The sequence below is a fragment of the Amycolatopsis sp. NPDC058340 genome, from assembly GCF_042723975.1.
In the GTDB taxonomy this organism is placed as follows: Bacteria; Actinomycetota; Actinomycetes; order Mycobacteriales; family Pseudonocardiaceae; genus Amycolatopsis.
The window spans coordinates 636,229-661,997 of record NZ_JBHXIB010000001.1; the positions used below are offsets into that span (position 1 = coordinate 636,229).

Annotated in this window: 22 protein-coding genes and 4 tRNA genes; 13 read left to right on the forward strand and 13 right to left on the reverse strand. The window is 66.4% G+C overall.

The annotated features are described in order from the left end of the window. Nucleotides 1-182 precede the first annotated feature (182 nt). Nucleotides 183-1,181, forward strand: coding sequence for a beta-ketoacyl-ACP synthase III (locus tag ACFWIW_RS03085; RefSeq protein WP_378366836.1), 999 nt, complete (start codon nt 183-185; stop codon nt 1,179-1,181). Here the strand turns inward: ACFWIW_RS03085 and ACFWIW_RS03090 are convergent. Then, on the reverse strand, nt 1,168-2,652 hold the full coding sequence (locus ACFWIW_RS03090; RefSeq protein ID WP_378366917.1) for an adenylate/guanylate cyclase domain-containing protein: 1,485 nt from the start codon (nt 2,650-2,652) through the stop codon (nt 1,168-1,170). The genes ACFWIW_RS03085 and ACFWIW_RS03090 overlap by 14 nt on opposite strands. A gap of 84 nt (nt 2,653-2,736) precedes the next feature. Here ACFWIW_RS03090 and ACFWIW_RS03095 point away from each other — a divergent pair, with 84 nt between their 5' ends. Further along, nucleotides 2,737-3,237, forward strand: coding sequence for an FBP domain-containing protein (locus ACFWIW_RS03095; protein ID WP_378366837.1), 501 nt, complete (start codon nt 2,737-2,739; stop codon nt 3,235-3,237). Nucleotides 3,238-3,522: 285 nt separating this feature from the next. On the opposite strand, the gene ACFWIW_RS03100 is transcribed toward ACFWIW_RS03095, so the two are convergent. Both ACFWIW_RS03100 and ACFWIW_RS03105 read right to left on the reverse strand, forming a co-directional pair. Beyond that, nucleotides 3,523-4,338 carry a class I SAM-dependent methyltransferase gene (locus tag ACFWIW_RS03100; protein ID WP_378366838.1) on the reverse strand — a complete coding sequence of 272 codons (816 nt, stop codon included), beginning with the start codon at nt 4,336-4,338 and terminating at the stop codon, nt 3,523-3,525. A 77-nt stretch (nt 4,339-4,415) separates the two neighbouring features. Continuing rightward, the gene (locus ACFWIW_RS03105) at nt 4,416-5,108 is read right to left on the reverse strand and encodes a FadR/GntR family transcriptional regulator (RefSeq protein ID WP_378366839.1); all 693 of its coding nucleotides are present in this window, start codon (nt 5,106-5,108) and stop codon (nt 4,416-4,418) included. 74 nt (nt 5,109-5,182) lie between these two features. Between ACFWIW_RS03105 and ACFWIW_RS03110 the strand changes: the two genes are divergently transcribed. The 3 genes from ACFWIW_RS03110 (at nt 5,183) to ACFWIW_RS03120 (ending at nt 7,004) form a co-directional block, all read left to right on the forward strand. Beyond that, nucleotides 5,183-5,809, forward strand: a complete 627-nt coding sequence (locus ACFWIW_RS03110; protein WP_378366918.1) for a GNAT family N-acetyltransferase — start codon at nt 5,183-5,185, stop codon at nt 5,807-5,809. Nucleotide 5,810: 1 nt separating this feature from the next. Continuing rightward, nucleotides 5,811-6,161, forward strand: coding sequence for a VOC family protein (locus ACFWIW_RS03115; protein WP_378366840.1), 351 nt, complete (start codon nt 5,811-5,813; stop codon nt 6,159-6,161). Nucleotides 6,162-6,242: 81 nt separating this feature from the next. After that, nucleotides 6,243-7,004 (forward strand): sulfite exporter TauE/SafE family protein, encoded by a 762-nt coding sequence (locus ACFWIW_RS03120; protein WP_378366841.1) that lies wholly within the window; start codon nt 6,243-6,245, stop codon nt 7,002-7,004. A 49-nt stretch (nt 7,005-7,053) separates the two neighbouring features. Here the strand turns inward: ACFWIW_RS03120 and hisC are convergent, their stop codons facing one another. Next, a complete protein-coding gene (gene hisC, locus ACFWIW_RS03125; RefSeq protein ID WP_378366842.1) occupies nt 7,054-8,109 on the reverse strand; it encodes a histidinol-phosphate transaminase in 1,056 nt (351 codons plus the stop codon). Between the two features lie 97 nt (nt 8,110-8,206). Between hisC and ACFWIW_RS03130 the strand changes: the two genes are divergently transcribed. The 8 genes from ACFWIW_RS03130 (at nt 8,207) to ACFWIW_RS03165 (ending at nt 15,207) form a co-directional block, all read left to right on the forward strand. Next, entirely contained in the window at nt 8,207-8,839 is a 633-nt protein-coding gene (locus ACFWIW_RS03130) for a dienelactone hydrolase family protein (protein WP_378366843.1), read from the forward strand. A 47-nt stretch (nt 8,840-8,886) separates the two neighbouring features. After that, on the forward strand, nt 8,887-9,366 hold the full coding sequence (locus tag ACFWIW_RS03135; RefSeq protein ID WP_378366844.1) for a hypothetical protein: 480 nt from the start codon (nt 8,887-8,889) through the stop codon (nt 9,364-9,366). Next, the gene (locus ACFWIW_RS03140; RefSeq protein ID WP_378366845.1) at nt 9,366-10,502 is read left to right on the forward strand and encodes a PPE domain-containing protein; all 1,137 of its coding nucleotides are present in this window, start codon (nt 9,366-9,368) and stop codon (nt 10,500-10,502) included. The genes ACFWIW_RS03135 and ACFWIW_RS03140 overlap by 1 nt, the downstream gene beginning before the upstream one ends. Next, nucleotides 10,502-11,263: an ESX secretion-associated protein EspG gene (locus ACFWIW_RS03145; protein ID WP_378366846.1), complete on the forward strand. Its 762-nt coding sequence runs from the start codon at nt 10,502-10,504 to the stop codon at nt 11,261-11,263. Before ACFWIW_RS03140 ends, ACFWIW_RS03145 begins: the two co-directional genes overlap by 1 nt. A gap of 19 nt (nt 11,264-11,282) precedes the next feature. Beyond that, on the forward strand, nt 11,283-13,259 hold the full coding sequence (locus tag ACFWIW_RS03150; RefSeq protein WP_378366847.1) for an acetoacetate--CoA ligase: 1,977 nt from the start codon (nt 11,283-11,285) through the stop codon (nt 13,257-13,259). A gap of 30 nt (nt 13,260-13,289) precedes the next feature. Then, entirely contained in the window at nt 13,290-14,936 is a 1,647-nt protein-coding gene (locus tag ACFWIW_RS03155) for a phosphatidylglycerol lysyltransferase domain-containing protein (RefSeq protein WP_378366848.1), read from the forward strand. A 65-nt stretch (nt 14,937-15,001) separates the two neighbouring features. After that, nucleotides 15,002-15,091 (forward strand) — tRNA-Ser (locus ACFWIW_RS03160). 42 nt (nt 15,092-15,133) lie between these two features. Then, a tRNA-Arg gene (locus ACFWIW_RS03165) sits at nt 15,134-15,207 on the forward strand. Nucleotides 15,208-15,897: 690 nt separating this feature from the next. On the opposite strand, the gene ACFWIW_RS03170 is transcribed toward ACFWIW_RS03165, so the two are convergent. From ACFWIW_RS03170 to ACFWIW_RS03210, 9 genes are all read right to left on the reverse strand, one after another. Next, nucleotides 15,898-15,986, reverse strand: a tRNA-Ser gene (locus ACFWIW_RS03170). 124 nt (nt 15,987-16,110) lie between these two features. Further along, nucleotides 16,111-16,184: transfer RNA gene (locus ACFWIW_RS03175), tRNA-Arg, on the reverse strand. 710 nt (nt 16,185-16,894) lie between these two features. Then, complete coding sequence (locus ACFWIW_RS03180) at nt 16,895-17,500, reverse strand: hypothetical protein (protein WP_378366849.1); 606 nt, start codon at nt 17,498-17,500, stop codon at nt 16,895-16,897. A 12-nt stretch (nt 17,501-17,512) separates the two neighbouring features. Beyond that, entirely contained in the window at nt 17,513-18,250 is a 738-nt protein-coding gene (locus tag ACFWIW_RS03185) for a very short patch repair endonuclease (protein WP_378366850.1), read from the reverse strand. Further along, complete coding sequence (locus ACFWIW_RS03190) at nt 18,247-19,548, reverse strand: DNA cytosine methyltransferase (RefSeq protein ID WP_378366851.1); 1,302 nt, start codon at nt 19,546-19,548, stop codon at nt 18,247-18,249. The genes ACFWIW_RS03185 and ACFWIW_RS03190 overlap by 4 nt, the downstream gene beginning before the upstream one ends. Nucleotides 19,549-19,616: 68 nt before the next feature. Then, nucleotides 19,617-22,502, reverse strand: coding sequence for a Z1 domain-containing protein (locus ACFWIW_RS03195; protein WP_378366852.1), 2,886 nt, complete (start codon nt 22,500-22,502; stop codon nt 19,617-19,619). A 2-nt stretch (nt 22,503-22,504) separates the two neighbouring features. Beyond that, entirely contained in the window at nt 22,505-23,497 is a 993-nt protein-coding gene (locus ACFWIW_RS03200; RefSeq protein ID WP_378366853.1) for a PD-(D/E)XK motif protein, read from the reverse strand. Beyond that, nucleotides 23,494-24,999 carry an ATP-binding protein gene (locus ACFWIW_RS03205; RefSeq protein WP_378366854.1) on the reverse strand — a complete coding sequence of 502 codons (1,506 nt, stop codon included), beginning with the start codon at nt 24,997-24,999 and terminating at the stop codon, nt 23,494-23,496. Before ACFWIW_RS03205 ends, ACFWIW_RS03200 begins: the two co-directional genes overlap by 4 nt. A gap of 188 nt (nt 25,000-25,187) precedes the next feature. Beyond that, on the reverse strand, nt 25,188-25,751 hold the full coding sequence (locus ACFWIW_RS03210; RefSeq protein WP_378366855.1) for a TetR family transcriptional regulator: 564 nt from the start codon (nt 25,749-25,751) through the stop codon (nt 25,188-25,190). Nucleotides 25,752-25,769 lie beyond the last annotated feature (18 nt).

A 25,769-nucleotide genomic window follows, 5' to 3' on the forward strand; every position in this document is an offset into this window, starting at 1 on the left:
CTATCCGGACGGCTCCGGCCTGCGCCCGTTCTCCGATCGTGCCGCCACGCGGCGTGGGTCACGCCGCCGGGAAAGTGAGAATTCTTTGAATTGTGACCCGGAACACAACTGGCGGGTCTACTGAATGGTAGCGCTTACAAGTGAATGGCAGACCTCTCATTTCCCCGCGAAAGGATTTCTTGGTGCCCTCATCTCAGGCGGCCGTTCTCGCCGGTCTCGGCTCTTGGCTGCCTCCGCGCGTGGTGGGCAACGAGGAGATCGCCCAGCGGCTGGACACCTCCGATGAGTGGATCCGCTCGCGCACCGGCATCGCCGAGCGCCGGGTCGTCGATCCCGGGACGTCCACTGTGGATCTCGCCGTCGAGGCGGGGCGGCGGGCGCTGGCCTCGGCGGGGGAGACCGAGGCGGACGCGGTCGTGCTCGCGACGTCGACGGCCGACCAGCTGTGCCCGGCCAGCGCGCCGCAGGTCGCGACGAAGCTCGGGCTGAACGGTGTCGCCGCCTTCGACGTCAACGCCGTGTGCAGCGGGTTCGTCTACGGGCTCGCCACCGGCGCCGGGCTGATCGCCGCCGGGATCGCGCGGCGGGTGCTGGTGATCGGCGCCGACGTCTTCACCTCGCTCGTCGACCCCGGAGACCGCGGCACGGTGCCGATCTTCGGCGACGGCGCGGGCGCCGTCCTGCTGCGCGCGGGCGACCCCGGCGAACTCGGCGCGCTCGGCCCGTTCGACCTGCACAGCGAAGGCGAACTCGCGGAACTGCTCTGGGTCGAGGCGGGTGGCGCGAAGAACCGCCGTTCGGACGATCCGCGTGACCACTATCTGGTGATGCAGGGCCAGACCGTCTTCCGCCACGCCTGCGCCCGGATGGTCCAGTCGGCGCGCGCGGTACTGGATTCCGCGGGCTGGATGGTCGGCGACATCGACCGGTTCATCGGGCACCAGGCGAATATCCGCATCCTGCAGACCTGCGCGAAGCAGCTCGGGCTCGCGGAGGACGTGATGTACTCGAACATCGAGAAGGTCGGCAACACGAGCGCGGCGTCGATCCCGATCGCGCTGGCCGACGCGGCCAAGGACGGGGCGCTCCAGCCGGGGCACCGCGTCGTGATGGGGGCCTTCGGGGCGGGGCTGACCTGGGGTTCGACGCTGCTGCGCTGGCCGGACGTCATTCCGGGCTGAGCGCGCTCGCCGCCCAGGCGTGCGTCGGTTCCTGACGTCCGCGCAGCTCCAGTTCCGCGTACGGCTCCCAGTGCGAGCGTTCGCTCGCCAAGGCCGCTTTGAGCACCGCTTCGCTCGCCAGGATCCGGCCGTCGGCGGATTTCGCGTACTCGGTCAGGCGCGCGGCCTCGTTCACCGCGTCGCCGATGACGGTGTACTCGAACCGGCTGCTGGTGCCCAGCTGACCGGCGAAGACCCGCCCGCTCGCGACCCCGATGCCGAGATCCAGCTCGCCGGTCTCCCGGACCGCGTCCCGGATCGCCCGCGCGGCCGAAAGCGCGGCCGTCGGCGCGTCCGCGAGCCGGGTCGGGGCGCCGAAGACGCAGAGCGCGGCGTCACCCTGGAACTTGTTGACCAGCCCGCCCCGTGCCCCGACCGCGTGCACCACGCTGGTGAAGAACCGGTTGAGCGTCTTCACCAGGTCTTCGGGCGGGGTGCGGCTCGCCAGGGCCGTCGAATCGACGACGTCGACGAACAGCGCCGTCACCTCGCGTACGTCGCCCGAAAGGGAGGCGCCGTACTCGAGCGCGTGCCGGGCGACCTCGTCGCCGACGTGCCTGCCGAAGAGATCCCGCATCCGCTCCTGCTCGCGCAGCCCGGCGGCGAGGTCGTTGACCGATGTCTGCAGCAGGCCGATCTCGCTGGAGTCGTCGACCTCGACCACGACCTCCTTGTTGCCGCGGGCGATCTCGTCGAGCGCTATGCGCAGGCGGTGCAACGGGGTCGCGACGGCCTTCGCGAGCAGCGCCGTCCCGATCGCGCCGACGCCCAGCCCGATCACCGAGATCATGATCAGGCTCGCGACGTGGTCGCCCTGGCCGAGATCCGGCGGCGTGGCCACCAGCAGCACGCCGAGGAACGGGACGCCGCTCGCCAGCGACCAGGTGACGACCACCCTGGTCAGCACGGTGACCTTGAGCGTCCCCTTCGGCGGGGTCACCTTGAGCGCGATCGTCATCACCGGCCGGGCGACCCATTCCGCGGCGAGATAGGTGAGGCCGACCGTGGTCAGCCCGCCGAGCCCGATGACCAGCGCCATCCCGAGCGCGTCCATCCAGGACCCGAGCACCCGGGCGAGTGAACCGAGCACGATCGTGCCGATCAGCCAGAGCGTCCCGCTCACGATCCCCATGTCGACCGGGAGCCGGAGCGCCCGCGCGGCCTCGGCCTTCGTCGGCGGGCGGCCGAAGACGAACCAGACCGCCGTGCGCCGCTGCAGCCACGCCGTCCACAAGGTGCCGACGATCAGCGACAGCGCCACGATCCCGGCCGCGGTGACGCCGAGGATCCAGCCGCGATCGCCGACCTCGCTCGGGAGACCCTGCAGGAGCAGCAGCAACGCCACCACGCCGGCGCCGCACACACTGGACCCGACGCCGAGCGCGGCGAAGCCGAGACTGGTCCTGAGCACCAGCCGGAACCGGCTCGACATCGTCTTCCCGCGCACCCGGTGATCGTATGACCTTCGGCGGAAAACGGTTCGCCAGTTCCCGGGCGCGGTGGTTACCGTGCGGGCATGGAACCGCTGGGCCAGGACGAGATCAGGGCGTCCTTCGTGAACTGCACCCGAGGCGAGGCCAAGGGGGTCACGCTGCCCGCCCGGCCCGAAGAGATCCCTTGGGAGAAAAGGGAATTCCTCGGCTGGCGCGATCCGAAGGCCGCCGCGAAGGCGTATCTCGTGCTGCCGTACCGCGGGGAAACCGTCGGGCTGTCCCTTCGCGCCGCCCCCCGGCCGAAGGGCCGTGTCCTGCTGAGCAACATGTGCGGCCTGTGCACGACGACACATCCGCTGTCCGACATCGCGCTGTTCTCCGGCCGCCGCGCCGGCAAACTCGGCCGCGATGGCAACACGCTCGGCATCTACGCGTGCGCGAATCTGGCGTGCAGCCAGTACATCCGCGGCGAGCTGAAGTCGGACGTGCCGCAGCCGTTCGAGTCGCTGACGCTGGAGGAACGCGTCTTCCGGCTGGAGGACAAGCTGCACCGGTTCGTCGAACGGGTACTCGAGTCACGCTGACCGCCTCGCGTGATCGGACGCCGCACACCCGAGTTCCGCCTCCGATCACGCGTGTGCGCCGTCCAATCACGTGTGTGCGCCGCCTGATCACGTGTGTGCGGTGCCTGATCACGCGAGTGCGCGGTCTGATCACGCGAGTCACGCCTCCGGCCTGGTCGCGATCCCTGCCGTCCGGCTTCCGGCCCGCGTCGTCCGCGTGTTGCGAAAGCCACTTTCGCAACCTTCAGCGTTGTGAAAGCCACTTTCGCAACACCCCGGCAGCACCCCTCACGGCCCGCGCCGCCCTCAGAACCGGAACCGCAGGATCCGCCCCATCTTCTTGAACGCCGGGAACAGCCCCGCGACCCACAACTGCGCCCGCATCGACCCGGAAAGCCGGTCCTTCACCTCAGGCGTCGCGTAATCCGTCGAGTCGAGTTTCGACACCAGCGTCAGCCCGAGCCGTTCCAGCTCGGAGATCTCGTCGATGCCCCAGTACAGCGTCGCGTTGGCTTTGCGGACCACGGGATTCAGCTTCTGCAGTTTGATCCCCAGCCTGCTGAAGATGTCGAAGACCATTTCGCCGCCCTGCGGGAAATGCGCGATCAGCCGCCGCAGCAATTCCTCGCCTTCGGACGGCCGCAGGTACATCGTCAGCCCTTCCGCGATCACCAGACCGGGTTTGTCCGACGGGATCTCGTCGATCCAGCCGAAATCCGTCACCGACGAGCCGATGGTCCGGTATCCCTCCCGTTCGGGGTAGATCCGGGCGCGCAGATCGACGACCTCGGGGTAGTCGACGTCGAACCACCGCACCGTGGGCGGCGGGGCGACGCGGTACACGCGGCTGTCCATCCCGCAGCCGAGCTGGACCACCGTCGCGTCCGGGTGCTCCCGGAGGAATGACGCGGCCCAGTCGTCCATCGGCTTGGCCCGCAGCGCGACGGTCAGCCCCATATCGGCGTTCACGCCGAGCGAGGCGAAGTCGTAGTCGATCTGCTTGACGGCCTCGTCCGCGGCCTTGTCGCCGAGGATCGGCCGCTCGCCGCGGGCGTCGAGCGCCCGGCCGTACAGCGTGGCGAGCATCGTCGCCTTCTCTTCGGTGAACCGGACCTTCTCCACCGCACACCCCCGTCAGAAGTTTCACAAACTTCTGAAAACAATACTCGTGCGTGGGCGATCGCGCCATCAAGAAAGCGTCAATCCCCGGTCGTGTAGTCGTGGACGTAGGTCTTGGCGTCGAGCAGATGCCGCAAGGTGATCTCCCGCGCGGCCGCCGCGTCGGACCGGCGGATCGCTTCGAGGATCGCGCGATGTTCGTCGACGGCCTTGCGGATCTGCCCCGGAAGCCGCAACGCCGCCCGCCGCTCCTCGCCGACCAGCGAGAGCACCGAACGCAGCAGATCGGTGACGTCGTCGTTGCCGGCGTTGCCCGCGATCACCCGGTGGAATTCGGCGTCGGCCGCGATCACGCGCAGCATGTCGCCGTCGGCGGCGGCCTGGTCCATCTCGTCGACGGTGCTTTCCAGCCGGGCGAGCACCCGCGGCGTGTGGTCGAGCGCGAGCCGCTCGGCGAGCGTCGGCTCGACGGTGGTCCGCAGGTCGAAGAGCTTCTCGACCAGCTGCTCGTGTTCGGAGAACCAACCACGCAGCGGCTGTTCGGCGAGGTTCTCGCGGACGTAGGTGCCCGAACCCGGCCGCACCTGCACGTAACCGATGGAGTCCAGCACCCGCAACGCCTGCCGCAGCGAACCGCGGCTGATCCCGAGCTGCTCGCAGAGCGCCCGTTCGGCGGGCAGTCTCGACCCGGCGGGGAGCCTGCCCGAGTCGATCATCGTGCGCAGATGATCGACGGTCGCACTCCACACCTGTTCGCGCTCGTCGCCGTCCACGGCCCCATCCTCGCAGGCCCGGCGGGACGCCCGGAATTGTCGGTGCGGGATGTCATCCTCTGACGATGACTGGGGTGGCAGGGCTGATCAAGGCATGGGTGCACGGCTGGGCGCTCTCCCGCGGCGTCGGGATCCCCGTCGCCGAGCCGGACGGTTACCGGCTCGACGTCGGGCGCCCGGGGCATCGCGTGCGATACGTGCTGGCGGGCACCGGCTCGGTCGCGAGCCGGGCGCGTTCGCTGACCGAGCCCGGAACGTGGTTGAAGGTGAGCGGTCCGCGTGAGGAAGTGGCGAAGACGGTGCCGCCGGAGTGGGAGGTCGGCCCGCCGGAGTACCTGATGAGCGCCCCGATCGCGTTACGGCCCGTCATGGCCGCGCCCGAGCCGTACCGGGCGGAGCTGGTCGGCGACGGCGTCGTCACCGACGTCGTGGTGCGCGCGCCCGACGGTTCGCGCGCGGCCACCGGCCGGGTCGCGATAGCCGGTGGCACGGCGGTGATCGATCAGGTCGTGACGGAGCCCGAGCATCAGCGGCGGGGGCTGGGCCGGTTCGTCATGCGCAGGCTCGACGAGGTGGCGGTCGCCGCCGGGGCGGAGCGAGCGGTCCTGGTCGCGACGGAGGAGGGGCGCGCGTTGTACCTGGCGCTCGGCTGGACGGTCGCCGCGGAGATCACCCCGGCGCATCTACCGGAGGAGAACTGAAATGGCGGCGGTGTTCAAGGACATCTGTCTCGACGCGAACGATCACCAGGCCCTCGCGGACTGGTGGTGCGCCGCGATGGGCTACGTCCGCCGTCACCGGGACGAGAGGCCGGCGGAGTGGCCGGTCGCGATCGAGGATCCGGCCGGTCGCGGCCCGCTCATCTGGGTCAACCCGGTGCCCGAGAAGAAGACCGTGAAGAACCGGATGCACATCGACGTCTTCGGCTCGACGGCCGAGCTGCTCGCCGCCGGGGCGCGGCTCGTCCGGGCCGGGGACGGTGAAATCGACTGGGACGTCCTCGCGGACCCGGAAGGCAACGAGTTCTGCGTCTTCCGGCCGAACGAGACATAACGGGCTCGTTGAATGTTCGACTAGACACATCCGCGGCGCGAAAGGAGGTAACGGTGCTTAGGGTGCGGACGTGAGTGCTTTATGACGTGGTGGCACGCGGTCGTGATCTTCGTCGCGGGGCTCTGGGCGGGCACCATCAACACGGTCGTCGGATCGGGCACGCTGGTGACGTTCCCGGTCCTGGTCGCGCTCGGCTACTCGCCGCTGACGGCGACGACGTCCAACGCGATCGGCCTCGCCCCCGGCACCGTGAGCGGGGCGATCGGCTACCGGGAGGAGCTCAAGGGCTACTGGCCCCAGGTCGGCAAGCTCGCCGTGGCGTCGTTCTTCGGCGCGATCTGCGGGACGATCCTGCTGCTTTCGCTGCCGAAGGACGCTTTCGAGACCGTCGTGCCCGCGCTCGTCGGGCTCGCGGTGGTGCTCGTGATCGTCCAGCCGCGAGTGGCCGCCTGGGTCGCGAAGCGCCGCGAGGAGAACGGGAAGGTCCACAAGATCGGGCCGCTCCTGTTGTTCCTGATCTTCCTGATCGGCATCTACGGCGGATACTTCACGGCCGCGCAGGGCGTGATGATGATGGCCGTGATGGGGATGCTGATGTCGGAGTCGCTGCAGCGGCTCAACGGCGTCAAGAACGCCCTGTCCGCGGTCGTGAACATCGTCGCGGGCGCGATCTACGCCTTCATCGCGCCGGTCAGCTGGCCGGTGGTCGCGCTGCTCGCGGTCGGGTCGACGATCGGCGGCCAGATCGGCGCCAAGATCGGCCGCAAGCTTTCGCCGAAGGTGCTTCGCGGCGTGATCGTCGTGATCGGCCTCGCCGCGATGGTGCAACTGCTGCTGAAATAGGAAACGGCCCGCACTCCGTTCACGAAGCGCGGGCCGCCGCGAAGCCTTGTCAGCGGGGGAAGTCGCCGGCCGCTTCGAGGAAGAGGTCGTTCTCCTCGGGTGTCCCGATGGTCACTCGCGCGCCTTCGCCCGCGAAGGGACGCACGATCAGCTTGCGCTCCAGGGCGTGCTCCGCGAACTCGGTCGTCCGCTCGCCCAGCGGCAGCCAGACGAAGTTCGCCTGCGTTTCCGGCACCTCGTACCCCTTGGCCACCAACGCGTCCCGGACGCGGGTTCGTTCCGAGACGATCTCCTTGCAGCGTTCCAGCAGTTCGTCGGCCGCGTCGAGGGAGGCGATGGCCGCCGCCTGGGCGATCATGTTCACCGAGAACGCGACGTAGACCTGCTTCAGCGCGACGGTGACCGCTTCCGGCGCCACCGCGTAACCCACGCGAAGGCCGGCGAGGCCGTACGCCTTCGAGAACGTCCGAAGCACCGCGACGTTGTCCCTGCCGCGCGCGAGTTCGACGCCGTCCGGCACCTCGGCGTCGGTCACGAACTCCTTGTACGCCTCGTCGAGTACGACGAGCACGCCCGAGGGCACGGCGTCGATGAAGCGCTCGAGTTCCGCGCGCCGCACGACCGTCCCGGTCGGGTTGTTGGGGTTGCACACGAAGACCAGCCGGGTCTTCGGCGTGATCGCGGCCAGCATCGCCTTTAAATCCAACCCATGCTCGACTGTGAGCGGCACCTTCACGCTCACGGCGTTCGCCACCTGCGTGACGATCGGGTACGCCTCGAAGGAGCGCCACGGGAAGACGACCTCGTCGCCCGGGCCGCACAGGGCCTGGATCATCTGCTGGCAAAGGGAAACCGAACCGCAGCCGATGGCGATCCGGTCGGTGGACTCGTTCAGTTCGCGGGCCAGCCGCTCGACGAGCGCGGAAGCCGTGATGTCCGGGTACCGGTTGATGCCCTGCGCCGTCTCGGCTATGGCCTGCGCCACACTCGGCAGCGGGCCACCGGGAACCTCGTTGCTCGCCAGCTTGATCGCGCCCTGGATTGTCCGGCCAGGGACGTACTTCGGCAACGATTCGAGATCCGCACGCGGCGAAACAGGTGACATCTTCGGCGCTCCTACGTCTGGGGGACGGCTCCGACACCGTATCCTCCCGCGTCGGCGCAAGCTCCGAATATTTACCTAAGAGTGGTCTGATGGAGGAATGACCCTGACGACCACCGTGGAACACCAGCACGCCGACGGCCACACGCTGCGCCTGACCTTCGCCGAACCGGATGGTGTCGTCCGCGGCGGGCTCGTGGTGCTGCACGAGGAGGCCGAAGAGGTCGAAGAGGGTTTGGGCCTGCTTCTGGCCGGTCTCGCCGGCGAAGGCTGGCTCACCGTCACCCCGCATCTCGACCGCGACAACCTCACACAGCAGGACCTGCTCGAAGCCACCGACGCGACGCTCTCCTGGCTCGCGGACCGCGGTGTCCAGGCGGATCTCGTCGGTGTCGTCGGTTTCGACCTCGGCGGGACGGCCGCGCTGGTCGTGGCGTCGAACCGCAGGCTGGGCGCGGCGGTCAGCGTCGGCGGGCAGGGGGTCACCGGGCTGCCGGTCCTCGTCGAGATCGCCGGACGGCTCACCAGCCCGTGGCTCGGCATGTACGGCGACGCGGGCGACGCGGCCGGAGGCGCCGCGGTCGAGCAGCTGCGTGACGCGGCGGCGACGGCGAACGTCGCGACGAACGTCGTCCACTACCCCGGCGCCAATCACCGCTTCGACGCCGACCCGGACGCCGCCGCGGAGGCCTGGCAGCGCACGTTGAATTGGTTCGACGCCCACCTGCGCTGACCCATTCGCGCTAGCATTCCCCTCAAGATGTGACAGGGGAGGGTCGAATGGCACAGTCACCCAAGGTGCCCGTGACGCCACAAGCCTCGTTCGGAGCTTCGGCTCCGGCGCTGGCCCCGGTGGCGGGTCAGATCCGGGACTCCAAGACCGATGCCAAGAAGGGGACCGTCAAGGTCTCCGAAGACGCCGCCAAGAAGCTCGTCGACGCCCTGCTCAAGGCGCGTCAGGAGCTCAACGCGCTGATCAAGGACTCGACGGAGTTCAACGCGCCGTTGAAGCTGGGCGACAACTTCGTCGGTCACACCATGAGCGAGCGCTTCCAGGGCGCCGCGAACAAGGGGACCGAGGCGGCCGTGCCCGTTCTCAAGGACTTCGCGAAGGTCCTCAAGGACTTCCAGCTCACCGTGATGGCGGCGCGGAAGTTGTACGTCGCCGCGGACGAGGAGGGCCAGGAGCAGCTCGAACGGGTCGCCCGCCGGTTCGACATGGAGGACATCGTCGGCCACGAGCGGAAGGACGAGCTCTGATGCGGATCCTGCCCATGCCGTGGCCGCCGCGGGAGCCCGAACCGCAGCCGGGCCCGGAAAACCTCACCGCCGACATCGACTGGATGAGCTACTCGCATCGGGAGCTCTACGCGATGGTCCACAACGAGCTGGACCTCGCGAGCGCCGAGGCCGTCGCCGCGCAGTGGACGAAGATCAGCGCCTTCCTCGACCGAGTCGGCACCGAACTCAGGGCGGCTCTCGCGGCCACCGCCGACGGCTGGACGGGCGAGGGCGCGGACAGGGCGCGTGATGCCGCGGTCAAGCTCGTCGACTGGGCGGGCGAGACGGGCTGGCGGGCGGAGAACGTCGCGAACTGTGTGCGCCGACAGGCGGACATCGCCGACACCGCGCGCCGCACGATGCCCGAGCCGCCGGGCTACTTGCCGCGGCCCAAACTGCCCGAGCCGCCGAAGCGCCGCCCGATCCCGGTCTCCGATTCGACGCAGGCCATGTCGACCTCGGCACCGTCGGAATCCGGATTCGCCGAAGCCGGGCGGATCGTCGCCGAACCCACCGACGAGAGCTCGCAGGATCTGCACCGCCAGGCCGCCGACGTCATGAAGCGGATGCAGTTCAGCTCCGGCGAGGTCTACGAAAACGTTCCCAGCTTCACTTCGTACGGCAAGCAGCCGAAGATCCTTGAGACACCCGAAGAACCGAAGCCGGACCCGAAACCCGATCCGAAGCCGGAGCCGGTCCCGCCGCCGGACGACTCGACGCGAAGCAGTGGCGTCGACGACGCGGCGCCGATCCAGGTACGGGAGCCGGTCGAGGCGCCGCGCGCGCCGGGCGCGGGGAGTGGCGCCTACGTGCCACCGCCGCCCGGCACCGTCGGCGGAACCCAGGAGCAGCTCGGGCAAGGAGGCCGGTCCGGCGCCGCGGCCGGTGGCTTCGGGCCGTCGGGACAGCCCGGCCAGCCGGCCGGGACGAGGGCCGCGGCCGCGGGCATGGGCGGCTTCGGCGGTATGCCGATGGGGATGGCGCCCACGCAAGGACGGCAGGGCGAAGAGGACCACAAGGCGCCGGACTACCTCGTCGAGGATTCCGACGTATGGGGCCTGAGCGGGCACGTCACCCCGCCGGTCATCGGCGAGGACCCGAGGAGCGGTCGCTGATGGACTGGATCCGGCTGCACGTCGGCGAGCTGTTCCTGCTCTGGTCGGCGCACGGACTCGACGAGCTGCCCGCCGTGCTGGCGGTCCCGCATGTCGGGCGGACACCGGAGTTCCGCGCGGAGCTGGTGGCCACGGCGAATGCGACGCTGTCGGAACGCGGCCTCGGCACCGTGGACGCCCCCGCGCCCGGGCTGGTCGGGCTGCTGCACACCGTCGCGAACAGCGAACTCACGCTCGACCTGCGGCTCGACGGCGATCCGGCGTACCGGGCGGTCGGCTGCGTGTCCGATCGCGGCGCGGTCGTGATCGGCGTTTCGGGCACCGACGTCGAGTTGGCGGCGCTGCGGGAGCCGCTCGTCGCCGCGACCCTGCTGCAGGCGTTGCCGCCGTGCGAGCAGGGGCGGGGCCTCTCGGTCAACCTGCGCGTCGACGACTACACGGCCGCTTGCGAGGCGGGGGAACGCGGCGGGCAGCCGGCGTTCTCCGACGTCCTGCGCGACGCCGGGCTGCGGGAACCCGAGGTCATCGTCATGGTGCGGATCGCGACGCAGCGGATCGGCAGCGGGCGGCTCGGCGCGGTCAGGAAGTCTTGGGAAGGCCGCTGGGTGCGCGGAGAAGGTACGTTGACCTGGGTGGACACCCCCGACGGCCGCTACGGGCTCCGGCGCGACCGAGGGTGGCTGACGGTCACCCCGCTCGACGCGTCACGGCTGAAGTCGATGGCGTACGAGCTGTTCACGGGGGCTCGCCAAGCAGGTTAACGAGGGTTAACATCGCGGGGTGACGCACACCGCCGACGCCCCAGAAGTGCTCTGGCGCCCTGAGCCGAGCCGCCTGCCCGACACCAAGATCGACGCGTTCCGCCAGTGGCTGCGCACCGAACGCGGCGTGGAGGTCGACGACTACAACGCGTTGTGGGAGTTCTCCGTGCGGCGCGGACCGGAATTCTGGTCCGCCGTCGCCGAGTTCCTCAGCGTGCGCTGGCACGACCAGCCCGGTGAGGTGCTCACCGGCGAGATGCCGAACGCCCAGTGGTTCGCGGGCGGCACGCTGAACTACGCCGAGCACTCGCTCCTGCCCGGCGTCTCGGGCGCCGCGAAGGCCGACGACGAGATCGCCGTGATCTTCCACCGCGAAGACGGCCTGTCGTCGCAGCTGACGTACGGCGCGTTGCGCTCCGCCGTCGCCTCCGCGCGGGAGGGGCTGCGCAAGCTCGGAGTGTCCAAAGGGGACAGGGTCGTCGCGCTCGCGCCGAACTGCCCGCAGACGCTGATCGCCTTCCTCGCCACCGCCAGCCTCGGCGCCGTCTGGTCGTCGTGCTCGCCGGACTTCGGTGTCCGCGCGATCACCGACCGCTTCGCGCAGATCGAGCCGAAGGTGCTGATCGCGGTCAACGGCTACGTCTACAATGGACGGTGGTTCGACAGCCGCTCGACGGTGAACTCGTTGCGCGACGAGATCTCCACGCTCGAAGCGACCGTGCTCGTCGACTACGCGGGCGGCCGCCTCGACGGCACCCTCGACTGGGACGAGCTGCTCGCCGACAACGACGGCGCGGAGCTGGCCTTCGAGCCCGTCGACTTCGCCCATCCGCTGTGGGTCCTGTACTCCTCTGGGACCACCGGCTTGCCGAAGGGCATCGTCCACGGACACGGCGGGATCACCCTCGAACACCTCAAAGCCCTTGCCCTGCAAAGCGATCTGGGCCCGGGCGATCGGTTCTTCTGGTTCACCACCACCGGCTGGATGATGTGGAACTTCCTCATCTCCGGCCTGCTGACCGGCACCACGATCGTGCTCTTCGACGGCAGCCCCGGCAGCCCGGACCTCAACGTGCTGTGGCATCTGGCCGAGCAGCATCGCGTCACCTACTTCGGCACGTCGGCGCCCTTCATCCAGAGCTGCCTGAAGGCCGGGATCAAACCGGCCGAACGGTTCGACCTGACGGCGTTGCGCGCCTTGGGATCCACCGGCGCGCCGCTGAGCGTCGAGGGCTTCCGGTGGATCGTCGACGAGGTGGGCAAACGCGTCCAGATCTGCTCGGTGTCCGGCGGCACGGATCTGTGCGCGGCGTTCGTCGCGGCGGCCCCGGACGTTCCGGTCTGGCTGGGCGAACTCTCGGTCCGCGCGCTCGGCGCCGCCGTCGCCGCCTTCGACGAGGACGGGAAACCGGTGGTGGAGACGGTCGGCGAACTGGTGATCACCGAGCCGATGCCGTCGATGCCGGTGTTCTTCTGGAACGACCCGGACGGCTCGCGGCTGCGCGAGGCGTACTTCGAGATGTACCCCGGGATCTGGCGGCACGGCGACTGGATCCGGATCACCGGCCGTGGTTCCGCCGTCATCTACGGACGCAGCGACTCGACGCTCAACCGCGGCGGCGTCCGGATGGGCACGGCCGAGTTCTACCGGGTCGTCGAGTCGTTCGACCAGGTCGCGGACTCGCTGGTGATCGACACTTCGGCGGCGGGCAACGAGGACGGCCAGCTGCTGTGTTTCCTCGTGCTGGCCGAAGGCGCGTCGCTCGACGAGGTCGAACCCGCCCTGCGCAAGGAGCTGCGCGGAGCCCTCTCGCCGCGGCACGTGCCCGACCGGTTCGTCCAGGTGAGCGAGGTGCCCCGCACGCTCAACGGCAAGAAATGCGAGGTTCCGGTCAAGAAGATCCTTTCGGGGGTTTCACCTGACCGCGCCGTCAGCCGGGATGCCCTGCTGAACCCCGACGCCCTTGTACCGTTCGTGGAGCTGGCAAGGAGCTGACAGGGGCGGGTTTTGGCAGGTGCTTGGCGGGTGGCGGGCGCCACTTCGGTGGCGGTGATCACCTGGGTGACGCGGCTGGCCGGGCTGCTGGCACTGATCTCGGTGCTGGTCCCGGCCGGGCGCACGCTGCGCGGACGCGTCGCCGCCTGGCTGGAACTGCCGCACGAGGCCACGGTCGGCGCGGCCACGGTCGCGCTGGTGACCGGCGTGCTGCTGATGCTGCTCGCCACCGGTCTCAAACGACGGAAACGCCGGGCCTGGCAACTGGCGGTCGCCACCGCCGCGCTGCTGACAGTGTCGCATCTCGGGCTGCGGCACACCCTCGGCGCGGGGCTCGTGTCGCTCGCGCTGCTGATCGCCCTGATCGCGACGCGACGGCACTTCATCGCGCTACCCGATCCGGTGACCGGCCGGTGGCGCGCCATCCGGATCTTCCTGCAACTGACGGTGGCCGGGGTCGCGATCAACTTCGTGCTGCTGTCGGTCGCGCTCGGCTCGTCGAGTGTCGGTGACCGCCTGGCGCAGTCGACGCTGGCCCTGGTCGGCGTGAGCGGCCCGGTGACGTTCCCCGCGCTGTGGCTGGAAGACCTGTCGGCCGCGGTCGGCCTGCTGTTCGGGATCGGCGCGGTGCTGCTGGCGGCGTACTTCCTGCTCCGCTCGGCCGAACCCGCGCCGGAGCTGACCGACGAGGAGGTCGAGCGGCTCAGGGGGCTGCTGGGGGAGCGGGACTCGCTCGGGTACTTCGCGCTACGCCGGGACAAGTTCGTGGTCTTCTCGAAGTCGGGGAAGGCCGCGGTGACCTATCGGGTGATCGCCGGGGTCGCGCTGTGCTCGGCGGACCCGCTCGGTGACCCGGAAGCGTGGCCCGGCGCGATCGAGGAGTACCTGGACGTCTGCCGCCGGTACGCCTGGACCCCGGCGACCATGGGCTGCTCGGAACTCGGCGCGACCGTCTGGGCCCGCTTCGGGTTCGAAGTGCTGGAGATCGGCGATGAAGCCGTCGTCGACACCGACACCTTCACCCTCGAAGGCCGCGTCATGCGCGGAGTCCGCCAAGCCGTCTCACGCACGAAGCGCGCCGGCTACACCGCGCGCATCCGAAAAGCCGAAGACCTGCCTTTGGTTGAGTTGGAGGAACTCCGCACCCTCGCCGCCACCTGGCGCGGCACGGACACCGAACGCGGCTTCTCGATGGCCCTCGGCCGCATGGGCGATCCGGGCTCGGTCCTGGTGACCGCCGAACACGACGGCCGGGTGCGCGGTGTCCTCCAGTTCGTGCCGTGGGGCGAGAAGGGCCTGTCGCTGGACGTCATGCGCCGCGACCGGACCGCCGACAACGGTGTCAACGAACTGATGATCTCCGAGCTTCTGCTGACGACCCCCGCCCAGCACGTCTCCCTGAACTTCGCCGCCTTCCGCGCGGTGCTGGAACAAGGCCAGCGCATCGGCGCCGGCCCCGTCGCCCGCCTATCCGCCCGGACGCTGCGATTCTTCTCACGCTGGATCCAGATCGAGACCCTCTACCGCTTCAACGCGAAGTTCCAGCCGCGCTGGGTCCCGCGCTACCTCGCCTACCCAGCGGCCCGCGACCTCCCCCGAGTCGGCGTCGCCGTCTTCGAAGCCGAAGGCCTCGGCGGACGCCCATCCGGCCTGCTCAGAGCGTTGCAACGCGTCTAAGGGGGGTGCCTTCCGAGGGGGGTGGGAGGGTGTGTAACCTATTTGAGCAGTGGTCGTTGGGCCTGGGAGGCTTCGCCTAGTCTGGTCTATGGCGCCGCACTGCTAATGCGGTTGGGGGTAACCCCCCCTCCCGGGTTCAAATCCCGGAGCCTCCGCTGGTGCCTGTTCCGGCAGGTGCTAGATTGACAACTGAACAAGCGCCCGTAGCTCAGCTGGATAGAGCATCTGACTACGGATCAGAAGGTCAGGGGTTCGAATCCCTTCGGGCGCACGTCTGGTTGAGACAGCACTAAGGCCCTCCCGTTCGCGGGAGGGCCTTTTTGTCTGTCCTGTGTGGAGTGTTAGCACGGCGGCGGCCACGATGCCCCCGACGAGAACTAACGCGGCTGAGCCGGAGCGCATTGGTCATGCGGGTGTCGTCGGAGATCATCTGTGCCTCAGCCAAGGCGCCCCGCACCAGAACCCTTAACGTGTAACCGACCCGTGCCCGTCGGCCATGCCGGACTTGGCGAGATCGTCCAGCTCGGCGTGGAACAGCTCGGTGTACTCGGGCCGGTCTGTGGCAGGAAGCACTCGAGCCGCACATTCGATCAGCCTGAACAACGTTCTCGACCGCCGCAGCTCCTGCGGCCGCGGTGTGCTCGCGGGCCTGGGCCTCGACCGGGCAAGCCGTCGTATCGGGCCCGGCTCACGGTGTGAGTGATTTCCGAGGCATGCCGACACGCGTCGGCGAGTTCCCTCGTCGCAGTGTGAAACCACTCATGGGGGAACTCCACCTATGGGCCAGGCGGAGAACAAGAGACCCACCCGGGAGCCGAACCCGGTATCCAACGGGCTTTGCAAGCCGTGGCACGACCGTCGTGAAGTGGGCCAAGCGCGGGTCATCGTGCCCCAGCAGGAGTCGAACCCGCATCCCCGGCTTCGGACGCTGGAGTCGTATCCGTTGGACCACAGGGGCTTGCGGAGGATGCGGGATTCGAACCCGCGTGCCGCTCTCTCGCCGACCGCCGTTTTCGGGACGGTTGCCTTACCGGACTCGGCCAATCCTCCCTGACGTACTGCCTGGTCGGAAGCCCGCGAGTCGAACGCGGTGACTCCTGCTGCCAAATCAGGTGGGGTCGCCATGCCCCTCGAATCCGTCGATCGGCGTATCCCCCTCGGATACACCGACCAGTACCCCTGCCAGGACTCGAACCTGGGACCTCCGCATTCGTAGTGCGGCGCTCTGTCCACCTGAGCTACAGGGGTGAGGTGAAGACGTGTGCACGCCTCCACCGGCGCTCGCCCTGGCCGCCTCTCTCGGCGACGGGGACGAGCTTTTGGGAAAAGTTTTGGCTATCCAGGTTCGCGCTGAATGGTCAGCGTCGAGCACCGACGGAGGGAATCGAACCCCCTGGAAACGGTTTTGGAGGCCGTTCCGCTTCCTAAGCTCGCCGATAAGGAACTGAATTCGGGCATACCCAAAAAGAGAAGCCGCCCGGATCGGTCTCCCGATGGACGGCTCCCTGACAACACGCGCTATGGCGTCATGATGGGGAGCCTTCGCGGGTCAGAAGCCACTGACCAGGCCAGGATGACGGTCGTCGACCAAGGAGCGACGGACAGGCCGTAGCGGACACGATGGCCGGATGCCGGCGCCACGCTTTTCGCTGGTGCACGTTCGTCATGACTGCTCCTGTTATTGGTCGAGTGCTCTGACTGTGACGCAAGGGTCGCCCTGGCGCAATCATTTTTTGGATCGGCCCCGACTGAGCACGGACCGGAAGTTCGGTCTGGGCCCTGCTGAAGGCCATTTTAGGCACGGTGGTGGTATCAAGTCGAGGCTGGCCGATCACCGTCAACTTGTGGGCAATGCCATGTTTGGCCGGGCGTTGGCTGACCTCTCGTCCGATCGCAAGCATCTGATCCGCACATGCGGATGAAGTAGACGATCCGATGTCGTCCCAGCTCCAGGCCGCCTACTGCTTCTCTTCGAGGTGGCGGTGTACGTATGCCAGATCGATCGAGCAATGCGCGGCGATCTTCTCGTGCAGGCTCTTCTGATCTTCGTCAACGGCTTTCCCGTCCCTTAGGAATACGACTATCAGAGGGCGGGTCTGCGCGTTTACCGCATTGTTGACGGCTGCCCAGAGAAGAATGCTGAAGCTGCGAGGCTTCCCCCAGCAAACATATCGCTCCTGGGAGCCGTCGGTGAACGTGCAATGCATAGGCTTCTCATGTAGACTCCCGGGAACTACCTCCCATTTATTCCCGAGTATCGATGGGACGAATTCGGAGGGGGGAGTGAGTCGCTTCTGCGTGTACTTCGCGAATGGGCCGAAATCTTCGATAGCTCGCGCATACTCCTTGAGTGGCGTATCCTTGAGCCACACCCGCATGCCGTCAGCGGTGTAGTAGTCCGCCAGTACATCGCCGATCTTCGCGTCGGCCACCCATCGTGCGTAGTGTGCCGATTTATCCCGGTCTGAGAGGTCCTCCCAGTCCACTTGCTCTACTTGATGGTAGATCTCCCGAACAACGGAGTCGCGGATGTCCTTGGGTACGGGTATCTCGGGCCTAGGCAAGACGACCTCCGGCTAGCGTTGGTTCTTGTGTTCATTTAACGCCATGAAAATCTGATCTGTCACTTGCGTCGGATCCTCGTGTTCCCAGAAGCGGAGTGCGGTCCATCCGTTATTTTCGAGTATGTGGTTTGTTTCGGCATCTCGCCGCTTGTTGTCGGCGATTTTCGTCTTCCAGAATTGAGAGTTGGTCTTGGCCTGACGATGGTGCTGGGGGCATCCATGCCAATAACATCCATCTACGAAGATCGCGATTTTCGCTTTAGGGAAAACTATGTCGGCCGTACGTCGCAGATCAGGTAGTGGACGAATGGACACGCGATAGCGCAGACCACGTGCGTGGAGCTGTGTGCGCAGCTGACGCTCCGGGCGGGTGTCACGTCCGCGATTGCCCCGCATGGAAGCCCGAACCGCCGGAGACGAAGCCCATGACCCGGGAGGCGCCTCCTCGTCATGCGTCAAGCCCTGGGATCTCGCGAGTTCCCAGCCTTGCGTGAGATTCTCCAGCCTGGTCGTGCGGCTGACCGGTCCGAGGGACCTGGTCGTGGAACGACCTCCGGATCGCCATCGCAGGTAGGCGCGGATGGTCTTCTGCCCACACTTCAACACCACGGACCCGCGGACGGAGTGAGTGGCGGTCACGAACACCGCTCGTCGGTGGGAACCCCCGGCCGCCTTGTCCTGTTCGGCCTCGACAAGCGCCTTCGGTCGTCCTGGCTTTGGCTTCCATGCCCGCGCGGGTGCGGTGTTCACGTCCGATTCTCGACCTCGTCCAAGACCTTCGCGACCGCCTTGGCGAAAACCTCGCCGAGTAACACGGGAACCGCGTTGCCTAGTTGTCGCATCTGCTCACCCCGAGGTCCGCTCAGCTTCCACTCGTCAGGAAAAGTCATAACCCTGGCTGTTTCCCGCACGGTCATATACCTGTGTCGGTAGCGTTGTCCGGAAGGTGACTTGGGTCCACTGATGCGCGAGTCGGTCAGCATGACCGACTCGCCGCCGGGGACTCCGTGCACGCCCGCCTTGACGGTCTTCGCGGGTCGGTCGAGGACATTGGGAGTATGGCCCGGATAGATTCGTGCGTCTGGCCAACCGATGTGGTCCATGGGCATGCCGTCGTATTGGACTCGATCGAGCTTGTCCCACTTGATCTGAGGCAGGGGTTCGCGTTCACCATCGAAACCCGCGATCGCGTCGCGTAGGGTACGCCACGGCTTGAGTGTGTCGTCCTTGAACGAGAGCGCGCCCTGAATGCCCTTCGTGACGTTGTCGCGCACATGTTTGGGAACTTTCGCATGACGTTCCCAATACGCCCCGGTGCTCAGGGAGTAGAGGAGGGCTTCTTCGGAATGCGTCTTCTTAACGGCATCTCGCAGTACCGATTCGTCGATGTCGAGATCGCCCCGGAAGGCGAGGATTATGACGCGGTTTCGGATCTGAGGGACGCCGTAGTCGGCGGCGTTCACTTCGAACTTGAAGACGCGGTATCGCTCAAGGGAACCTGTCGAAGTTTGTTGCGCCTTCGCGCGGAGGATAGCATCGTGCTGCAGCCAATTGGCTGCAGGGTCCCGCTCTTCGAAGGGGAACTCCAACTCGCGCAGGATGTAATCAAAATATGGCTTGAACGAGGGTCTCAGTAGTCCGCGCACATTTTCGCAAATGACGGCTTTTGGCTGAATTTCGCGAATAGCGCGAAACATTTCTGGGAACATGTTCCGCTTGTCTTCGTCACCTTTGGCGACACCGCCGAGGCTGAACGGCTGGCAAGGCGGGCCACCCGCGAGGAGATCGACTTCGCCCTGTAGGTACCCCATCTTGAGGTCACGGACATCGCCGCGGACCAATGGCCAGGGTTCACCCGGCTCTGGGACCCTCTCGTCTTCTCCTCTTGGGACGGCCCCGTTGGCTTCGAGCGTGTCGCACGCGTGCTTGACGGACTCGTTCAGCAAAAGCGGCCGGAACCCCGCGCGGTGGACGGCCATGGCCAGACCTCCGCCGCCTGCGAACAGCTCGACAGACGTACGCCCTGTCGGTTCTTGGTCATCGGCCATGGCGGGAGATCCTACCGTGTCCACCTGGGTCGCTCGCGCAGGCACGCGGCACGTTCTCGCCTGGTGGATCAGCGTTTCTTCGGCTCGTCGACGATCGCATAGTAAGGCTTCCCGGGGACTTGGACCTTGTAGACGAGCGGTTTGCGATCACCGGGCACGGCGGCGTCTGGGAGTTGGAGCATGAGTGCCATCACGACTCCCACCGGATACCCGTCCTCGTTGATCTTGACGTCTGCTTGATCCTTGTCCATCACCGGATACAGGATGGCGCAGCCCGACGTCGGTGTCTTGTCCTCAAGCCCTTCGAGGGCCCCGCGGTGTGCGCTTTCGGAGTTTCCTCGGATACGGTTCTCCTTCTCGACTTTACGACCGTGGACAGTGAACTCGCCGATACCGCCGATATTGATCCGCTTGCCCGCTTTTTGTTGTGGCAAAACGACGCACCACTGGTCTACGACGTCCTCCGGCAGACTCGCGATCCACGCGAGGTCGGCGGTGAAAGTGTCTTCTTTCGCCCACTTCAGTTCTCTAAGGACGTTGACCATTTCCTTGTGCGTCACGGTGCCAACCAAGGCTTCGAAGGCGCGGCCGGCTTTCAACGAGGTTCGGCGGTCGGCCGCTTCGAGTAGCGGACGGCAGGCATCGATGTTGTGGCTTAGGGCGAGCTGGTCGTCGAGGTTGGGATAGCCGGAGCTGGGCTCCTTCGTGCGGGTCCTCCGCTCGACCAACCTCGCGTTATACATCTTGTTGGGCGCGGTCGGCCGTAGTCCGCCGTGCCTCATCACCTGCGGCTGGATGTCCTTCGGCGTGATAAGCGGGCGACCGTCAACCATGGTCGCGTACTGTCGGAGTTCGCGACGGAACTCTTCCTCGTCCCTGCAAGCCGCCTCGAACGCGTCGCGGACTTCGCGGGTTACGAAGAGTCGGACCAGGTCGCGGTATCCCGGGCGGAAGCCGAACCATCGACCCATCTGCATCAGGGCTTCGGAGTGCCCCACGTTGCGGGAGTAATAGGTCACTGTCAGTCCTTCGACCGTGAATCCCCGCGCCAGGGAGTTCCCGCCCACGAGAATCCGCCACACCGGGCGTTTGTCGAAGTCGAGATTCTCCTGCACGATGTCCGTGTCGCTGTTGATGACCAGGACCGGGTTGCCGTTCGGTGCGATCCGACGTGCGGCCACGCCCAGGTGTGGGAGGAGATCGTCGAACGAGGATGGCATCGCGTAGCCGAGATCGAGCGCGGCGGTGACTGGAGCGAAGTTGTCGAGGAAGAGCTGTCGAAGCCTGTCTGAGGCGGTGCCACTCAGGTAGCCACTGACGTGCCACAGGTCCTGGATGGACTCCGACCTGGACTTGTGTGCGGCTTTGCGCATCGCCTCGTGTACGAGCATCGTGTGGTGTTTGAACGGCTTGGCGCCGTGCGCTTCGCGGTATAACTTGATGGCACCGGCCAGTACGAACGAGTCCAATGCGATCTGGAGGTCGTTCTCCTCCGCTTCGTCGTCCTCGTCCACCTGCTTGCCGACGAGTCTGACATGGGCCTTCTCCTTGGAGTTGGCGAAAGTCTTCTCGGAGTCGGGAATCGCGAGATCGAGATCGTGGAAATCATCGGCCCCCATGTATCCCTCGGGGCGTTCCAAGGAGATTAGATAGTCTTTGGGGAAGATGTCTTCGTCGTCTGAAGGGTCGACGAAGACGTTCGCGAACGGTGTTGCCGTATACCCGACATACTGGGCCCGCGGTAGGATCCGCAGCAGGTTCGACAGGTGCCGATTGATCGCGGTGCGCTCCTTTTGTTCCTCCTTCCACTTTCGTGGATCTGTGGTGTTAACCGACGCCTGATCTGATTCATCATCGATGATCAATGTAGGGATATCGTCGAGCTTGTCCGCGTTATTCTTGAGGTCCTTGACGAGGTTGTTCAGTACTGATGTGTTCTTTTTGACGATGATCAGCCTGGCATCACTGGTGAACAAGTTCTCGGGGTGCCAGAGCTGCTTCGTCCGGTCCCGGCGCTCGAATTCCAGCGCGGGCAGGCCTTGCTGAAGACGGCGGTAGTCGCGGCGCTGGGTGGTCATGCGGTGGATGTCGGGTTTGCCGACCTCTGACGGTCGCACGCCGTGACGGACGAACCTGTCGTTGTTCCAGTCGTCGTCATCATCGAGATAGTCGATGGTCTGTGCGGCGCTGGGGTCGGATTCGTCAACACCCCGAAGGATGTTTTCGCGACCGACCAGCTCCATGTCAAGGCGTCGCTGGGTCTGCTCGCGTAGCAGGTTGGTCGTGCCGGTCATCACGATGATCAGTCGATAGCCCGCGTCGATGGCCTTCGCGATCACTCCGGTGAAGTTGGCGGTCTTCCCACTCTGCACGTACCCGACGACCAATCCCTTCGTCTGACCGGCCGTCGCCCGAGATGGATTGATCAGCCGTTCGACGATGTGTGTGGTCGCCGTGTCCAGGGTGGTGATCGCCTGGGCGCCCCAGTTGCGCCTTGTGCGTAGGTACTCGACGTAGTGGCCCCAGTAGAAGTCCCTGTCGCGCTGGACTTCCATGCTGTACCAGGGTTCCCAGGGGCCGGCGATGACGGTGGTCCCGTCGCCCTTGACAAGTGGGAAGTGGGTCGCGAAAGCGTCGGCTGTCCCCGGTTCGAGCTTCAACAACTCGATCACGAGCTTTCGGCGTTCCGCTGAATTGGGGCGGGTCCCGACGGTCCACGGGTTGCCCTCGATCGGAGCGTTCCCCCACCTGCCCATGTTGAGGGTCAGTGAGACTCGGAGCCGGTCATCCTGATCCGAGGTGTCGAGATGCTCGCGGAGTCGCGCTTCGGAGACGTCGGGTTCGGGAACGATGTCTTCGGCCTCGACCTGGGCGCGACGGAGTAGGCCTTTGGGTGCGCTGCCCTCCATGGCCCTCAGTGCGTTCGCGTAGGCCTCGACAAGTGGATTGGTCATGTTCATCCTTCGAACCCGATGGCCGTTTTGATGATGTCTGGGATGTCGGTTTCAGGCGCGAGACCGGTCAGATCCACCCGGTAGCGGACCTCGGGGATCGCCGTGAGCTGGATCCCACTGTTCCGTAGGCCGCTTTCGGTGAGTCGGGGGAAACCCTCGATCACCGGGTAAGCCTGACTCGCCGAACGTCTGGTCCACCGGGTTTCGAGCCGTTCCCGGTGATCGTCATGCCAGCCAGCGTCCGTCAGTGTTCGCTCGAAGTCGTTCCGGGCAAGCCCTGATCCGATCTCGGATCGGATCGTATCGACGAGGTCCGACAAAGTCCGGCCATTACCGGCGCCTGCGGTGGTCAGCTGGTGCGAGACCAGCCATAACGGGCGCTCTCCCGTCCGCTCCAGCTGGGTCAACGACTCGATCCAATGCCGTCGTCGCTCGCCTGTGGTCGTCTTGACCTCGACGTCTTGCGCGGGGAGTCCGAAGTCGTGTTCCTCGGTACCTCCTCGCCAGGCTTCGACCGCCTTCGCGGTGCCAAGGGAGCCTATGACGCCTCCTAGGACGAGTAACTCCCCGAACAGCCCCACTTCGCGTTCGCGTGACAACGAGTCCGGGGCCAACAGCAGGGTGGACATCTTGTCGAGCGTGGCCCACAACGCCTCACTCGGTGAAAGCCCGTTGATCTGGATACGGTCAGCCATGGAGCACAAGACGGGGTAGGCGTCACGGAACAGGGCCGAGCTGGTGATCGCCACCTCGAAGAACGGAGTACGGTCGTGGACCGCTATCCGGGCGACGATGTTGTGGAGCCCTGTGTCGGGAGCTTCCATGTCAAGGTCGACCTTCACCCGTAGGCCGATCTCGGGCTTCGACGGGACGATGAAGATGAAGGCATCCGGTGAGCCTTTGACCGGTAGGTCGTATGGCGCTCGGCTGGCGAGATAGCGGTCGAACGTTTCCGCCGACGCGTGCCGCTTGTCCGCGGCCCCACTCGTCGTCATTGACGCTCCGCCTGGACGGCGGTGGTCAGGATGGTCTGCCAAAGGTCAAGATTGTCCTTATCCCTCGGGCCGAGGTAGTCGCCTTCGAAAACGTTGCCAATGAGTAGATAGAGGAGTGACTTCACCAACGGCAAATCGTTGAGTCCACCGTGCTTGTCACCGAGCAGCATCTTCCGATAGCGCTTGTTGAGCCACAAGGTGTGCTCGTCCCGATCGACACGGAAAAACGAGTCGTCGGGGAAGACATCCCACCTGATATCGATCGGCTTCTCGCCAGTCACCTGGGGTATTTCTTTTTCGATGGTGGCACGGACCCGCGGCGGTAGGCCGGAGCCGGGGTGGATCATGGAGGTTCGCTTGGGGTTCCGTTTATTCGCTGTCTTGAAGGTGTCTTCGGCGATCTCGAAGTATTGGCTGAGGGTCGTCCCGTCGGCCGACTGTGCCATCGATGCCAATCGGGCGAACTCGGCACCGACCAGGACCCGTGACTTTTCTGGGTTGAACTGGAATAGGCTGATCGCCTCGTCGTCGATCTCGACCTCGACCCGGGCGAACGAGAGTCTTTTGTGTGGGACATGTACGCCGACCCAGCCTCCCGCCTGCAGGAGTCGCTCCCGCCGATAGAAATACAACCCCTGGTGATCGGTCGGGTTGCCGGTGAGCATGAACTGCGCACTACTCGACCGCCCCGGCCAGAGGTGGCAGCGGAACTTCAGACGTAGGCCATCCGCCTCGGCGATCAGCGTCTTGGGGAAGTCTGGGCGTGCGGACCTCGAATACCCGAAAGGGTCGAGTGGCGTGACCGGGATTGGTGGTCCTACGAACCCGCCGTCGATGTCGCGGACCTCGAAGTCGACGCTGATCTTGTTGCTTTCCAAGAACCTATGGAACACCATGCCCAGGTGTTGGCAGGCGGCGGTGATCATGTGGTTGAGGATCTTCTCGACGTTCTTGGGATCACGCGTGGCGCCGAACGACGCGACGTCGTCCCATCGGATCACGGTGCCGGCTCCGTCGAGGGGGATCCGCCAGTTCCTGCTGAACTCCGCCTCGGCGAACGGTCCCGGGACGACGTCGCAGGCGAAGCCGCGCTGTGGACCGTCGTCCAGACGCCAGCGGCGTCCGACAGCGTCATGGCCGGTCGACTTCGACATCACAGTGAGGCTCCTGGCCTGACTGAACGACGCGGCTTTCAAACCGAGTCCGAAGTGGCCGAGATCGCTCCCCTGGTACTCGCGCCGACGGCCGACAGTCATCGCGGTGTCGATCATCGTCGGCGTCATACCGCGGCCATTGTCGACGATGTAGAGGGAACGCGGTCGTCCACCTGTTTTGACGATTTGGATGAGCACATGAGTCGCGCCGGCGTCGATAGAGTTATCGACCAGGTCCGCCAGGGCCGTCTCCATCGAATGGTTTCGCCCGATGGCGTCCAACGTGCTCGGATCCGGCGGGAGTTCGATACTCCCGTCGGTCGGTACGTCTTGGCTCCACTCGACCATAGTCCGCTCCCCACCCCGATCGTTTCGGCGACCCGAACTGAGGCATCGCCGCGCATGGCCGTCGGTGAGCAGGCCACGCTATTGGATATACCGGAGCGAGCCGCGCGTTACAGTACGTTACCAAACAGAGTTCTCATGTAAGGGCCATTCAGCGCGGATGGAAGGCGTCCCCGCGACGTGTTCGGGGATTAGTCGCTGTCCCCGAAGACGCTGGTCAGCGCCTCCCGGATCAACCCCGCCAGATCCGCCTCCCCGTCCGTCTCCGCCCACCGGATCAGCGCCACATGCGCCGCTCCAAGACACGCCATAGCCGTAGCTCGCACCCGAAACTCCTCCTCGGGTGAACAGTCGAGAGCGCCCACGATCGCATCGGCCGTCGCGTACTGGCTGTCCAGATGCCGCGCCCGCAGCGCCGGCACCGAGATCATCAGCCGCAGCCGCGCCAGCAGGAACGCCTTCTCCGACGAAGACCCGTGAGCGGCCGTCTCCGAGAGCGCGTGCCCGATCCGCGCAGGCAAAGGGCCGGGAGGCGCGGCAGCGACGGCCGAAGCGGTCACGGGGTCGTATTCGTCGTAGAGGACCAGGTCCTCCTTCGTCGGGAAGTGCCGGTAGACGGTCATCGCCGAGACGCCGGCGGCCGCAGCGACGTCGGCGACGGTGGTCGCGTCGTAGCCGACGTCGGTGAAGAGGCGGATGGCGTGCGTCTGCACCTGGAGGCGGGTTTCGGCGCGCTGGCGGTCTCGGAGGCTCACGTGGTAGACACTATCAAA